Here is a 13,966-nt window from a genome sequence, read left to right on the forward strand (position 1 = left end):
TCCCTCCCCGCCCCATCCCAGGGGGCTCCGCCCCCAGACCCCCTGTCGGCCTGAACGGCCTCGTCCTCAAACGCCGAACGGGCTGAAGGCGCGGTCGGGGTGGGTGGGGTGTCGGTGTCTGGCCTTGTCCTCTGGCGTCGGTCGGGTTGAAGGCGCGGTCGGGGTGGGTGGGGTGTCGGTGTCTGGCCTTGTCCTCTGGCGTCGGTCGGGCTGGAGGCGCGGTCGGGGTGGGGTGGGGTGTCGGTGTCTGGCCTTGTCCTCTGGCGTCGGTCGGGCTGGAGGCGCGGTCGGGGTGGGTGGGGTGTCGGTGTCTGGCCTTGTCCTCTGGCGTCGGTCGGGTTGAAGGCGCGGTCGGGGTGGGTGGGGTGTCGGTCTCTGGCCTTGTCCTCAGGCGTCGGGCGGGTTGAAGGCGTGGCCGGGGTAGGCGGGGTGGGTGGGGGTTCGGTCTCCGGCCTCGTCCTCGAACGCCGGACGGGCCGCGCCCCTCAGGGGCGCGAGGAACTGCGCGCCCAGCCCCCACCAACCGTCGGCCAAAAGACAACAGGCGGGCGGGGTTTCGGGGCGTAGCCCCGCCTCAGGGGCGCGAGGAACTGCGCGGGCAACCCCCGCTCACCCGCAGTCGGAGAACCCACCCCCGAAATCCGAGCCCCAGGAATGTTCCGGCGCCGTTGGGGCAGGCGCACCGTACCCCCACGGGATCCGGCCCCGGCCGGTCACCCCGACGGCGGCCGTCGTGTCATCCTCTTCCGGACCGGCGGCCGCCCGGCCGGGGGGTTGTGGGCTGGGCCACACGGGACCCGGCCGTCCGGGATCCTGGATGCGCGATAGCCTGACGGCGGATCTCTCTTGACGCCGAGAGATCGATCATCGGTTCCTTTGATCGATCATTGCGGTGGACGCAGGGGACGATCCTGCACCCCGGGGCAGGGACGCCCCACCGCCTGCTGTCATACGGAGAACGCCATGACCCGCACTCCCGTGAACGTCACCGTCACCGGCGCGGCCGGCCAGATCGGTTACGCCCTGCTCTTCCGCATCGCCTCCGGCCAGCTGCTCGGCGCGGACGTGCCGGTCAAGCTGCGCCTCCTGGAGATCACGCCGGCGCTGAAGGCCGCCGAGGGCACCGCGATGGAGCTCGACGACTGCGCCTTCCCGCTGCTCGCGGGCATCGACATCACTGACGACCCGAACGTCGCCTTCGACGGCACCAACGTCGGTCTGCTCGTCGGCGCCCGCCCCCGTACCAAGGGCATGGAGCGCGGTGACCTGCTCTCCGCCAACGGTGGCATCTTCAAGCCGCAGGGCAAGGCCATCAACGACAACGCCGCGGACGACATCAAGGTCCTCGTCGTGGGCAACCCGGCCAACACCAACGCCCTCATCGCCCAGGCCGCCGCCCCGGACGTACCGGCAGAGCGCTTCACCGCGATGACCCGCCTGGACCACAACCGCGCGCTGACCCAGCTCGCGAAGAAGACCGGTACCACGGTCGCGGACATCAAGCGCCTCACCATCTGGGGCAACCACTCCGCCACCCAGTACCCGGACATCTTCCACGCCACGGTCGCCGGCAAGAACGCCGCCGAGGTCGTGAACGACGAGAAGTGGCTCGCCGAGGACTTCATCCCGACCGTCGCCAAGCGCGGTGCCGCGATCATCGAGGCCCGCGGCGCGTCCTCCGCCGCCTCCGCCGCCAACGCCGCCATCGACCACGTGTACACCTGGGTCAACGGCACCGCCGACGGTGACTGGACCTCCATGGGTATCCCGTCGGACGGTTCCTACGGCGTGCCCGAGGGGATCATCTCCTCCTTCCCCGTCACCACCAAGGACGGGCAGTACGAGATCGTCCAGGGCCTGGACATCAACGAGTTCTCCCGCGCCCGTATCGACGCCTCCGTCAAGGAGCTCGAGGAGGAGCGCGACGCGGTCCGCGGTCTCGGTCTGATCTGACGTACCCGACTCACCTGAGTCACTCGCAACTCATCGGCCCCGTCCGGGAAGTGTCCCGGGCGGGGCCGACGCATGCGTACAGAAAGTACGCATCGAACGTACGTGCTTTCTCGCTGTATGCGAGGGTGCACGGGGAGTAACTCTCGCTATCGTCGTGACGTACGGTCCGGTAGGGGAGCGCAGGGCTGCTCAAGAGAGCTGGGGCGCGACCGGGGGAGACACACGGGGGTGGTCCCAGTGACGGAATCGGAGAGACGGTACGCACACAGCGAGGCGACACGGCTGTTGTGTGCCGGAGTACATCTGGACACCGTGTTCCGGGCACGGGTCATCGACGAACTCATAGGGCACGAGGAGCGGCCCGCGGCGCCGTCCCTCGGTGTCGACGTCGTCGCCGTGCTGGCGCACGCGCTGCGGGCGCGCCGCAGGGAGGCCCTGACCGGGCTCGGGCTGCTGGCCATCTGGATCGTGTTCTTCCTGGTGGAGATGGTCCGGGCGGCCACCGGCGTCGCGGACGCGGGGGCCCAGGGCTTCGCGCAGGCGTTCGGCGCCCTCGCGGTGTTCTTCTACGCCGCCGTCTGCTTTCTGCTGTGGTCCGCGCGGGCCGCGTCCGGGTGGGGCATGAGCATGTACGCCGCGAGCCGGGACGAGTCCGCCCGGCTGCGTCTGCCGCGCAGGGCGACCGCCTGGGGACTCACCTTCATGGCGCGCGCCGCGGAGATCGCCTACTGGGTCTACGCCCTCACCCAGTTGCTGCACGACCCCTTTCTGGTGATCTTCCCGCTCCTGCTCACCTTCGTGATCGGTGCCCACCGCTCCCAGGTGGCCGCGGTCATGAGCGTCGAACTCTCCAGGGACGCCTTCGCCCGTACGTCCGTGGCACTGCCCATGGGCAGTGAGCGTCAGCTCCGGGTCGCGCGGGCCGTCACCTGGGAGCAGCACGCGTCCGTGGCGCTCTACGACGCCCACCGGCCGTTCGTCGGCGCGGGAAAGCCGTACGAGCCCTGGTCGTTCGCGATGGAGATCACCCCCGCCAAGAAGCCGTTCGACGGCCTGAACGGCAAGCTGCCCGAGCAGACAGGCGACGGTTCGGCGAACGGGCACCGCCCGCCGGTGCAGTTGACCAACCGGCAGATCCTCGACCTGGTCGTACCGAAGCTGGAGGCGCTGCGGGAGTCCGCCGCGCGCACCAGCCGGGACCGGCTCAAGGACCTGGAGGTCGAGGAGTTCGTCTACCTGCCGTACGGCGTGGGCCGCAACCAGGGCGTGTACGAGCCGTCGTCGGCCCGGCTGCACCTGGACGGGGCGGTGGACGAGGGCGGCGAGGCGCGCCGTCACTTCCTGCGCGTCAGGGTCGGTGCCTGGGACGAGCAGGTCGTGGTCTCGGTGCTGGTCCGCGTCCACACGCAGGGCGGGATGCTGGTCCTGGAAGTCGTACCGCACGTGCTGGGGCCGATCTTCGAGGAGTACCGGCGCGTCGACTTCATCGCGGCCTCCGGCGAAGGCGCGACGGGGCGCGAGGTGCTGCGGACGGTGCTGTCCGCCCCGTCGACGGGTGTGGTGGCCGGGTTCTCCATGCTGCGCACCCTCGCCCAGTGCCTGCGCACCTGGCTGGCCCGGCCCGAACAGGCCCCGCCGGACGCCCCGTTGGTGTCCGTGCGGGAGATGGGCAGCACCGACCGGCTGTCCCTGTTCCAGGAGATGGACGTCAGCCGTTACATCAAGACCGTCGAGGACCGCATCGCGAGCGGGGTGCGTGAGGCGCTGCGGCGCAGCGGCTGCGAGACGGGCAGCTTCGAGCAGAACATCTTCAACGTGGCCGCGGGCGGCCAGTTCATCGGGCAGATGAGCGGTGGCACCGCGGTGGGCCGGATCAGCAAGAGCGCCGTCTCCATGGGCAGTGGGGGCGCGTCGTACAACGAGGGGAACAGGGATGACTGAGGGCTCGGGCGGGCGGGTCGACCGGATCACGCGCAGTGCGGTGAACTTCGGCGACCACGGCACCGCGAACTATCACGAGGCGCCGCCCGCGGCCGGCGCCGACGAGACGACCGTGGCGCTCCTGGAGGCCGTCCGCACACTGCGTGAGCATCTGCGGCTGCTCACGGAGACCGACGACACGACCGGGCTCGACGGCGAACTGGCCGTGGTGCAGGGGGAGATCGAGAGATCGGGCCAGGCGGACCAGGCGCGGCTCGGCCGGCTGCGGATGCGCCTGGAGACCGCCGCCGCGGCCGTGGCGGGGCTGGCGTCGACGGCGGCCGTGGTGCAGGTGATCGCGCAGCTGGCCGGATAGGGCCTGTCGTTTGGATCAGGTCGTTTCAGGAGACGGGGCTTGATCGGTGCCGGTGTGCGTGCCAGACCCCGCGGCCCAGGCCTGATCCGAACGACAGGTCCCAGCGGTCGGGGCGGGATCGGTCTAGGCCCTGTCGTCAAATTCCCGCCTGCCCCGCGACGCCATGCACGCACTCTCGCCGCACCGGGCCCAGACCCGAGTACATCCAGTACGAGGGTCAGGGCCCGGCACGCCGAGAGCACGCACCTGACGCCGCGGAGCCGCCCTCCGGGCGACGACGGGAATTTGACGACAGGACCTAGTGGGAACGGGGTGACGAGGTGGCGCAACGGTGGGACGAGGACCGCCAGCGGTGGGTCGACGACGACGGTGCGGGCGGGCAGGGCAGGGGCGGGGCCGGCGGTGGCGGGGTGCCGCCGGACGCGGAGCAGCAGTGGTGGGCGACGGCGACCCAGGCGGGGGCGCCGCGCCCGCCCGAGACGCCTCTGCCGCCGCCGTCGTGGTCCGGGCCCGGAGGGAGTCCCGGCGGCGGCCGGGGGCCGGCCCCCACGGACTCGCGCCGGCTGCTGGTGGTGATCGTGGCCGTCGCCGTCCTCGCGGGCGGTGTCGGAGGCGCGGTGTGGGCGCTGACCAGGGACGACTCGTCCGGGCACACCGGCGCGGACCCGTCGCGCCCGGCGGTGACCGTCACGGCGACCCAGAGCGTTCCTTCCCCGGACACCGGGTACACCTCCGGGAGTCCGGACACCTACGCCGGCCCCGGCGAGTCCAGCGACCCGGCGACGCAGCCCACGACCCCGGAGCCGCTGCCCGGCTACAGCAGGTCGGTGGATTCGGTCGGCTACACGGTGGACGTGCCGGACGGCTGGGTGCGCGAGGAGGTGCAGGGCAAGCTGGCGCCGGTCGTCACGTACACGGCCCCCGGGGGCAGCAGCAGGCTCATGCTGTTCGAGGTCAAGGAGAGCTCCCTGGCCGAGTCGTCGTCCCAGGCCGAGGAGATCTCACAGAAGCTCCCGGGGTACCGGCTCATCGAGCGGCAGAACGGGTCCGACTGGACGGAGGTCACCTACCGCTACGACAGCCCGCAGAAGGGCGCCACGCACGTGGTCGACCACCGCTTCCGCGCCGCCGACGGCACGCTCTACGCGATCAACGCGAGCGGCCCCGAGGGCGTGGACATGACCGGCCCGCTCACCACGGCCCTGAACTCCTTCTGCCCCACCGGCACGAACTGCGCGAGCAGTACCTAGGTGTACTGACCCGCAGCGTTGTCGACGCGGCTGATTGGCGGGCGGCCGCCGAGTGCGGTGTCAACAACGCTCGTGATCAATACACCTAGGGCCTGTCGTTCGGATCCTCCGACGGGCGGGGCAGCCGCTTCTCGAACCAGTGGGCGGCGTAGACGTTGTCGTCGTAGCGCGGGATCTCGGTGTAGCCGCACGCCCGGTACATCGCCCGTGCCTCGGTGAGCACCGCGTGGGTGTCGAGGCGTACGACGCCGTACCCGCGCGCGACGGCCGCCCGTTCCAGTCCGTCGAGGATCCGGCGGGCGAGGCCGAGCCGCCGGGCCTCGGGCCGCACCCACACATGCCGGATCTCGCCGGTGTCCGGTGTGAGCCGCCGCAGCGCCCCGCACCCCACGGGACGCCCTTCCTCGTACGCGACCAGGAAGGCGCCCGAGTCCCCGGACACCTCGTCGGGCCGTACGAGGGCGGCGGGGTCGAAACCCTCCGGGAACCGCGCGTCGATGTCGGCGGCGTACCCGGCGAGGCAGTCGCGCGCGTCGCGCGAGGCACCGCCGACGGGCTCGACGGTGATCGCGGCCAGCCGTAGCAGCCGTTCGGCGGCAGTGATGGCGGCGGTGAGTTCGCCGCGCCGGCGCTCGTCGAGGGAGCCGAGCAGTCCCTCGGCCAGCGCGTCGGCCCGCCGGTTCTGCTCCTCGACCTCGACCCGCCCGGCCTGCGTCAGCTTCGCGACCCGCAGCCGGCTGTCCTCGGCCGGCACGCTCACCCGCACCAGCCCCTGCGCCTGAAGCGCCCGGACCATCCGGCTCAAGTACCCGGCGTCCAGGCCGAGCCGGCCGCGCAGCTCCCGCAGCGAGGCCCCGTCCCCGATCTCGAACAGCAGCCGCGCCTCGCCGAGCGGCCGGTCCTGTCCGAGGTAGTGGTCGTCGAGGGCTCCGATGCGCCGGGTGAAGTACCGGTTGAAGCGCCGCAGCGCCCGCACATCCTCCGCTGACACTGACAGAGTCATCCTTTGACTCTAGTCAAAGAAAGCCACCTCCGGGGTGCCGATCACTCTCAGCCCGCGTTTTGCAGTTTCTGGTCGTATTTCTTCCTATTTTTCAGTGACGCCGGGCACTTTTGGTCACTGGTTGTGCATGCATTCCGGGTCGAGGGGCATGCGCTCCCGGTCCCCGAGAGCGACACGCGTGTCACATACGGACACGCAGGGGCACGGAACAGGAACGGAAGGCAACACCGACCATGGCCGGACACCAGGCGCACCAGGCTCAGCAGGCACAACAGACGCTTCATGTGGGTGGAGAGTGGCGGGAGTCCGTCTCCCGTGCCACCCGCGAGATCCTCGATCCCGCGGATGCCGAGCCGTTCGCCGTGGTCGCGGAGGGTGACGAGCGGGACGCGGACGCGGCCGTCGCCGCCGCCCGCCTCGCCTTCGACACGGGGGAGTGGCCCCGCACCCCCGTCGCCGAGCGCGCCGCGCTGCTGCGCCGTGTCGCCGACCTCCTCGTCCGGGACCGGGAAGAGCTCGGGCTGCTGGAGAGCCGGGACGCGGGCAAGACCCTCGAAGAAGGGCGCGTCGACATCGACTGTGTCGCGGACGCCTTCCGGTACTTCGCCGACCTCGTCGTGGGGGAGGGCGGCGGCCGGGTCGTCGACGCCGGGTCCGACGACATCCACAGCGTCGTCGTGCACGAGCCCGTCGGTGTCTGCGCGTTGATCACCCCCTGGAACTATCCGCTTCTGCAGGCCAGTTGGAAGATCGCGCCCGCCCTCGCGGCCGGGAACGCCTTCGTGGTCAAGCCGAGCGAGATCACCCCGCTGACGACGATCGCGCTGATACGGCTGCTCACCGAGGCCGGACTCCCCGCCGGGGTCGCGGGCCTCGTGACCGGTCCTGGGCACACGGTGGGCGCCCGCCTGGCCGAGCACCCCGACGTCGACCTCGTCTCCTTCACCGGCGGCCTGGTCAGCGGCACGAAGGTGGCGCGGGCCGCAGCGGAGAGCGTCAAGAAGGTCGCCCTGGAGCTCGGCGGCAAGAACCCCAACGTCGTCTTCGCCGACGCCTGCGCCACGGACGAGGACTTCGACACCGCCGTCGACCAGGCTCTCAACGCCGCCTTCATCCACAGCGGCCAGGTCTGCTCGGCCGGATCCCGGCTCATCGTCGAGGAGTCCGTGCGCGAGCGCTTCGTCGCCGAACTGGCCCGCAGGGCAAGCAGGATCAGGCTCGGACGCGGCACCGAGGACGGCGTCGAGTGCGGCCCCCTCGTGTCGGAAGGACAGCGCGAGAAGACCGAGGCGTACGTCGCCTCCGCGCTCGCGGAGGGCGCGGTGCTGCGGGCGGGCGGCCGGCGCCCCGAGCCGTCCGCCGAACGGCCCGCCACCGGGTACTTCTACGAGCCGACCGTCCTCGACCAGTGCCACCGGGAGATGAAGGTGGTCCGCGAGGAGGTCTTCGGGCCCGTCCTGACCGTGGAGACCTTCCGCACCGAGGACGAGGCCGTCGCGCTCGCCAACGACACCGAGTACGGGCTCGCGGGCGCCGTCTGGACCACCGACGCGGGCCGCGCCCGCCGCGTCGCGGGACGGCTGCGGCACGGCACCGTCTGGATCAACGACTTCCACCCCTACCTCCCGCAGGCGGAGTGGGGCGGCTTCGGGAAGAGCGGCGTGGGGCGCGAACTGGGCCCGGCGGGACTCGCCGAGTACCGCGAGACCAAGCACGTCTACCAGAACCTGGCGCCGAAGCCGGTCCGCTGGTTCGCGGGCCGACCCCAGTGACGTAACCCCACCACCCCACACAGCACTTGCCCCTTGCACCCTGGAGCACCCCCATGCACGAAAGCACGCACGAGAACGCGTCCGAGAACACGTACGACTACGTCGTCATCGGCGGCGGCACGGCAGGCTCCGTCATCGCCTCCCGTCTCACCGAGAACGCCGACGTGACGGTCGCCGTCATCGAGGGCGGTCCCAGTGACGTCGGCCGTGAGGACGTCCTCACCCTGCGCCGCTGGATGGGCCTGCTCGGCGGCGAACTGGACTACGACTACCCGACGACCGTGCAGCCGCGCGGCAACTCGCACATCCGGCACAGCCGGGCCCGCGTCCTCGGCGGCTGTTCGTCCCACAACACGCTGATCGCGTTCAAGCCGTTGCCGTCCGACTGGGACGAGTGGGAGACGGCGGGCGCCAAGGGCTGGGGCGCGGTGCCGATGGAGGCGTACTTCGCGCGGCTCCTCAACAACATCGTCCCGGTCGACGAGAAGGACCGCAACGCCATCGCCCGCGACTTCGTCGAGGCCGCCCAGGGCGCGCTGGGCGTGCCCCGCGTCGAGGGCTTCAACAAGAAGCCGTTCACCGAGGGCACCGGCTTCTTCGACCTCGCCTACCACCCCGAGAACAACAAGCGCTCCAGCGCGTCGGTCGCGTATCTGCACCCGGTGATGGACGAACGGCCCAACCTCACGCTGCTGCTGGAGACCTGGGCGTACCGGCTCGAGCTGGAGGGGACGCGCGCCACGGGCGTGCGCGTACGCGCCAAGGACGGCACGGAGAGCCTCGTACGGGCCCGGCGCGAGGTCCTGCTGTGCGCGGGCGCGGTCGACTCGCCGCGGCTGCTGCTGCACTCCGGGATCGGACCCGCCCACGACCTGGCGGAGCTCGGCATACCCGTCGCCCACGACCTGCCCGGCGTCGGCGAGAACCTGCTCGACCACCCCGAGTCGGTCATCGTCTGGGAGACCAACGGGCCGATCCCGGAGAACTCGGCGATGGACTCCGACGCGGGCCTGTTCGTGCGCCGCGACCCCGAACAGGCGGGCCCCGACCTGATGTTCCACTTCTACCAGATCCCCTTCACGGACAACCCGGAGCGGCTGGGCTACGAACGCCCGGCGCACGGCGTCTCCATGACCCCCAACATCCCCAAGCCGCGCAGCCGCGGCCGGCTCTACCTGACCAGCGCCGATCCATCGGTCAAGCCCGCCCTCGACTTCCGCTACTTCACGGACGAGGACGACTACGACGGCCGCACCCTCGTCGACGGCATCCGCATCGCCCGCCGGATCGCCCGCACCGAGCCGCTCGCCGGCTGGCTCAAGCGCGAGGTGTGCCCCGGGCCCGAGGTCACCGACGACGAGGAGCTGAGCGCGTACGCCCGTCAGGTCGCGCACACCGTCTACCACCCGGCGGGCACCTGCCGGATGGGCGCCACTGATGATCAACTGGCAGTGGTCGACCCCGAGTTGAGGGTGCGCGGCCTCGACGGCCTGCGGATCGCCGACGCGTCCGTCTTCCCGACGATGCCCGCCGTGAACCCGATGATCGGAGTGCTCATGGTCGGGGAGAAATGCGCCGAGCTGATCGGGGGCGGTGCGTGATGAGTACGACCACCGGCACCCCCGCCAGTACCACTGGTTCCGCCTCCTCCGCCTCCTCCGCCTCCTCCGCCTCCTCCGTCTTCTCTGTCGACGGCCTGTGGAAGGTGTTCGGGCCGAAGGCCGAGCGCGTCCCCGCCGACCCCGAGCTCGCCGCCCTCACCCCCGCCGAACTCCGCTCCCGCACCGGCTGCACGGCCGCGGTCCGGGACGTGAGCTTCGACGTCCGCAAGGGCGAGGTCTTCGTCGTCATGGGCCTGTCCGGCTCCGGCAAGTCCACGCTGGTCCGCTGTCTCACCCGGCTGATCGAGCCGACCGCGGGCGCGATCGTCATCGACGGCGAGGACGTACGCGCCATGGACAAGAACCGGCTGCGGGAACTGCGCCGCCACCGCGCCGCGATGGTCTTCCAGCACTTCGGCCTGCTCCCGCACCGCTCGGTGCTCGACAACGTGGCCTACGGCCTGGAGATCCAGGGTGTCGGCAAGGCGGAGCGCCGCGAGAAGGCCGCCGAGGTCGTCGCCAAGGTCGGCCTCGAGGGCATGGAGCAGCGCAGGCCCGGCCAGCTGTCCGGCGGCCAGCAGCAGCGCGTCGGGCTCGCCCGCGCGCTCGCCGTCGACCCCGAAGTCCTGCTCTTCGACGAGCCGTTCAGCGCGCTCGACCCGCTGATCCGGCGCGACATGCAGGAGGAGGTCATCCGGCTGCACCACGACGAGGGCCGCACGATGGTCTTCATCACCCACGACCTCAACGAGGCGCTGCGCCTCGGCGACCGCATCGCGCTCATGCGCGACGGCCGTGTCGTCCAGCTCGGCACCCCCGAGGAGATCGTCGGCTCGCCCGCCGACGACTACGTCCGCGAGTTCGTCCGGGACGTACCGCGCGAACAGGTCATGACCGTCCGTACGGCCATGCGGGCCGCGTCCGCCGCGGAGGCAGCCCGGGGCCCGGCGCTCGCTCCCGACGCGACCGTATCCGAGGCCATCGAGGCGGTGGCCCGCTCGGGCGACCCCGCCCGCGTGATGGACCATGGACGCTGCGTCGGCGTCGTGGACCCGGCGGCGCTGCTCGGCGTGGTGGCCGGCGCGGACACGCCCGTCGGCGCGGACACGCCCGTCGGCGCGGACACGCCCGCCGTCGGGGCGCCGGACGGCCCCCGTGGGGAGGCCGCCTGATGGCCACCGTCACCGCGACCGTCGGTCACTCCGGCGTCGCCGCGCTGCTCAAGAACCTCGGCAGACACCGGGCCGTCGGCAAGCTGCTGCTGCTCGCCGTCGCGGCGGCCGTGGTCGTCCCGGTCCTCGACTCCCACTGGGCGAGCGGCACCTGGCCGGGCGCCCTCACCGTCGACCTCTCCGCACCCCTCGGCCGGGCCAGCGCGTGGATCATCGACAACCGGGACAGCCACCCCCTGTTCCTGTACTTCTTCGGGTACGTCAGCAGCGCCGTCGTCCTCTCCGTGCGCGCCGTCTACGTGGTGCTGCTCGCGGCGGGCTGGGCCGGTGTGACAGCCGTCGCGGCACTCGTCGCCTGGCGCACGGCGGGCGTACGGCTCGCGCTCGGCACGGCCGCCGGGTTCCTCGCCTGCGGACTGCTCGGCATGTGGGTGCCGACCATGCAGACCCTCGCGCTCATGGTGGTCGCCGTCCTCGCGTCCGTCCTGCTGGGCGCGCTGCTCGGCCTCGCCGCCGGGCTCTCCGACCGCACCTACCGCGCGCTGCGCCCCGTCCTGGACACCATGCAGGTGCTCCCGGCGTTCGCGTACCTCCTCCCCGTCGTCCTCGTCTTCGGCATCGGTGTCCCCGCCGCCGTCCTCGCCACCGTCGTCTACGCCGCCCCGCCCATGGCCCGCCTCACCGCGCTCGGCCTGCGTGACGCCGACGCCGGGGTGATGGAGGCCGTCACCTCGCTCGGCGCCACCGCCCGTCAGCGCCTGCTGACCGCCCGCCTCCCACTGGCCCGCAAGGAACTCCTCCTCGGCCTCAATCAGACGATCATGATGGCCCTGTCCATGGCGGTCATCGCCTCCGTGATCGGCGCGGGCGGCCTCGGCGACCGCGTCTACCAGGCCCTGGCCTCCGTGGACGTGGGCGCCGCACTCGCCGCCGGTGTCCCGATCGTGCTGCTCGCGGTGGTCCTGGACCGGGTGACGGGAGCGGCCGGGGAGCGGCTCGGCTCGGACTCCGGGGCGACGGCAATGCGCTGGGTGTACGCCGCTGCCGTGGCCCTCGTCGTGGCGCTGGCCGGACACCTCACCGGCCGTCTCGACTGGCCCGCCTCCTGGACCCTCTCCATCGCCGAGCCCGTGAACCGCGTCGTCGACTGGATGACCAACCACCTCTACTCGGGCGTCCCCTACATCGGCGGCACCGCCGACTGGGCGGGCCACTTCACCACCTGGGTCCTGGACCCCGTCCGGGACGGCCTCCAGTGGCTGCCCTGGTGGTCGGTCATGCTGATCGTCGCCGCCCTGGCCTGGCTGATCGGCACCTGGCGCACCGCCCTCACCGCGGTCCTCGCGATGGCCGCGATCGGGGTGCTCGGCGTGTGGAAGCCGTCCCTGGACACGCTGTCGCAGGTCCTCGCGGCGGTCGCCGTGACCCTCGTGCTCGGCTTCGCGACCGGCATCGCGGCGGCGCGCAGCGAGCGCGTCGAGCGGCTGCTGCGGCCGGTGCTGGACGTCTTCCAGACGATGCCGCAGTTCGTCTACCTGATCCCGGTGGTGGCGCTGTTCGGCGTGGGCCGCGCGCCCGCCGTGGCCGCCGCGGTCGTCTACGCGCTGCCCGCCGTCGTCCGCATCACCACCCAGGGCCTGCGCGCCGTCGACCCGGCCGCGCTGGAGTCGGCCTGCTCGCTGGGCGCCACCGGCGCCCAGCAACTGCGCCAGGTCCAGCTGCCGCTGGCCCGCCAGTCGCTGCTCCTCGCCGTGAACCAGGGCGTCGTGCTCGTCCTCGCCGTGGTCATCATCGGCGGTCTGGTCGGCGGTGGCGCGCTCGGTTACGACGTCGTGTTCGGCCTCGCGCAGGGCGACCTGGCGACCGGTCTCGTCGCCGGCGCGGCGATCGTCTGCCTCGGCCTGATGCTCGACCGGGTGACCCAGCCGACTGCGCGGACCACGAAGAAGGGAGCGTGACATGCGCCTTCGTACGACTTCGGTGATGGCCGGTGCGGCCGCGCTGCTGACGCTGACCGGTTGCGGCGCCGTCGACATGACCAAGCAGGCCTCGCCCTTCGCGAACGCGCGGGGCTCGAAGAGCCTGACCCTCTCCGTCCAGTCCTGGGTGGGGGCGCAGGCGGACGTGGCCGTCGCTCAGTACCTGCTGGAGCACGAGCTCGGCTATCGCGTCGACACCGTCCAGGTCGACGAGGTCCCCGCGTGGGACGCGCTCAGCCAGGGCCGGGTCGACGCCATCCTGGAGGACTGGGGCCACCCCGACCAGGAGAAGCGGTACGTCGAGGACAAGAAGACGATCGTCCCCGGCGGGGACCTGGGCGTCACCGGGCACATCGGCTGGTACGTCCCGACGTACTTCGCCGAGCAGCACCCCGACGTGACCGACTGGAAGAACCTCAACAAGTACGCCGACCAACTGCGCACCGCGGAGAGCGGCGGCAAGGGCCAGCTCATGGACGGCTCACCCTCCTACGTCACCAACGACAAGGCCCTGGTGACCAACCTGAAGCTGAACTACCAGGTGGTTTTCGCCGGTTCGGAGGCCGCGCAGATCACCCAGATGAAGCAGTTCGCCAAGGAGAAGAAGCCCTTCCTCACCTACTGGTACTCGCCCCAGTGGCTCTTCAAGAAGGTCCCCATGACGGAGGTGAAGCTGCCGCCGTACAAGGAGGGCTGCGACGCCGACGCGGCCAAGGTCGCCTGCGCCTACCCGCACACACCGCTCCAGAAGTACCTGAACGCCGACTTCGCGAGGAGCGGCGGCAAGGCGGCCGCCTTCCTGAAGAAGTTCAAGTGGACCACCGAGGACCAGAACGAGGTCTCCCTGATGATCGCGAACGACAAGCTGTCGCCGCAGGACGCGGCGAAGAAGTGGGTCGACAGCCACGCGTCGACGTGGCGCGCGTGGCTGTCGTGACCC

11 protein-coding genes are annotated in these 13,966 nt (G+C 71.5%); 9 read left to right on the plus strand and 2 right to left on the minus strand.

Annotated features, from left to right (window positions below; all coding sequences use genetic code 11):
* Positions 1-387 precede the first annotated feature (387 nt).
* Complete coding sequence (locus tag ABZ656_RS15010) at positions 388-534, minus strand: hypothetical protein (protein WP_360268038.1); 147 nt, start codon at positions 532-534, stop codon at positions 388-390.
* A gap of 429 nt (positions 535-963) precedes the next feature.
* Between ABZ656_RS15010 and ABZ656_RS15015 the strand changes: the two genes are divergently transcribed.
* From ABZ656_RS15015 to ABZ656_RS15030, 4 genes are all read left to right on the plus strand, one after another.
* The gene (locus ABZ656_RS15015; protein WP_101400205.1) at positions 964-1,953 is read left to right on the plus strand and encodes a malate dehydrogenase; all 990 of its coding nucleotides are present in this window, start codon (positions 964-966) and stop codon (positions 1,951-1,953) included.
* A 237-nt stretch (positions 1,954-2,190) separates the two neighbouring features.
* Positions 2,191-3,894 carry a hypothetical protein gene (locus tag ABZ656_RS15020; protein ID WP_360268041.1) on the plus strand — a complete coding sequence of 568 codons (1,704 nt, stop codon included), beginning with the start codon at positions 2,191-2,193 and terminating at the stop codon, positions 3,892-3,894.
* Complete coding sequence (locus tag ABZ656_RS15025) at positions 3,887-4,249, plus strand: hypothetical protein (protein WP_101400207.1); 363 nt, start codon at positions 3,887-3,889, stop codon at positions 4,247-4,249. Before ABZ656_RS15020 ends, ABZ656_RS15025 begins: the two co-directional genes overlap by 8 nt.
* A 320-nt stretch (positions 4,250-4,569) precedes the next feature.
* The gene (locus ABZ656_RS15030; RefSeq protein ID WP_360268044.1) at positions 4,570-5,499 is read left to right on the plus strand and encodes a hypothetical protein; all 930 of its coding nucleotides are present in this window, start codon (positions 4,570-4,572) and stop codon (positions 5,497-5,499) included.
* Positions 5,500-5,584: 85 nt separating this feature from the next.
* On the opposite strand, the gene ABZ656_RS15035 is transcribed toward ABZ656_RS15030, so the two are convergent.
* Positions 5,585-6,502 (minus strand): helix-turn-helix domain-containing GNAT family N-acetyltransferase, encoded by a 918-nt coding sequence (locus tag ABZ656_RS15035; RefSeq protein ID WP_360268047.1) that lies wholly within the window; start codon positions 6,500-6,502, stop codon positions 5,585-5,587.
* Between the two features lie 233 nt (positions 6,503-6,735).
* Between ABZ656_RS15035 and ABZ656_RS15040 the strand changes: the two genes are divergently transcribed.
* From ABZ656_RS15040 to ABZ656_RS15060, 5 genes are read left to right on the plus strand one after another with little or no spacing between them, the layout of a single operon-like run.
* Positions 6,736-8,274, plus strand: a complete 1,539-nt coding sequence (locus ABZ656_RS15040) for an aldehyde dehydrogenase family protein (protein ID WP_360268050.1) — start codon at positions 6,736-6,738, stop codon at positions 8,272-8,274.
* 53 nt (positions 8,275-8,327) lie between these two features.
* Positions 8,328-9,875: a GMC oxidoreductase gene (locus ABZ656_RS15045; protein WP_360268053.1), complete on the plus strand. Its 1,548-nt coding sequence runs from the start codon at positions 8,328-8,330 to the stop codon at positions 9,873-9,875.
* The gene (locus ABZ656_RS15050) at positions 9,875-11,047 is read left to right on the plus strand and encodes a glycine betaine/L-proline ABC transporter ATP-binding protein (protein WP_360268056.1); all 1,173 of its coding nucleotides are present in this window, start codon (positions 9,875-9,877) and stop codon (positions 11,045-11,047) included. The genes ABZ656_RS15045 and ABZ656_RS15050 overlap by 1 nt, the downstream gene beginning before the upstream one ends.
* The gene (locus tag ABZ656_RS15055; RefSeq protein WP_360268059.1) at positions 11,047-13,005 is read left to right on the plus strand and encodes an ABC transporter permease subunit; all 1,959 of its coding nucleotides are present in this window, start codon (positions 11,047-11,049) and stop codon (positions 13,003-13,005) included. Before ABZ656_RS15050 ends, ABZ656_RS15055 begins: the two co-directional genes overlap by 1 nt.
* A gap of 1 nt (position 13,006) precedes the next feature.
* Entirely contained in the window at positions 13,007-13,963 is a 957-nt protein-coding gene (locus ABZ656_RS15060; RefSeq protein WP_101400214.1) for an ABC transporter substrate-binding protein, read from the plus strand.
* Positions 13,964-13,966: the final 3 nt, after the last annotated feature.

Origin of the sequence: Streptomyces sp. NPDC007095 (assembly GCF_040634475.1) — a bacterium.
GTDB lineage: Bacteria > Actinomycetota > Actinomycetes > Streptomycetales > Streptomycetaceae > Streptomyces.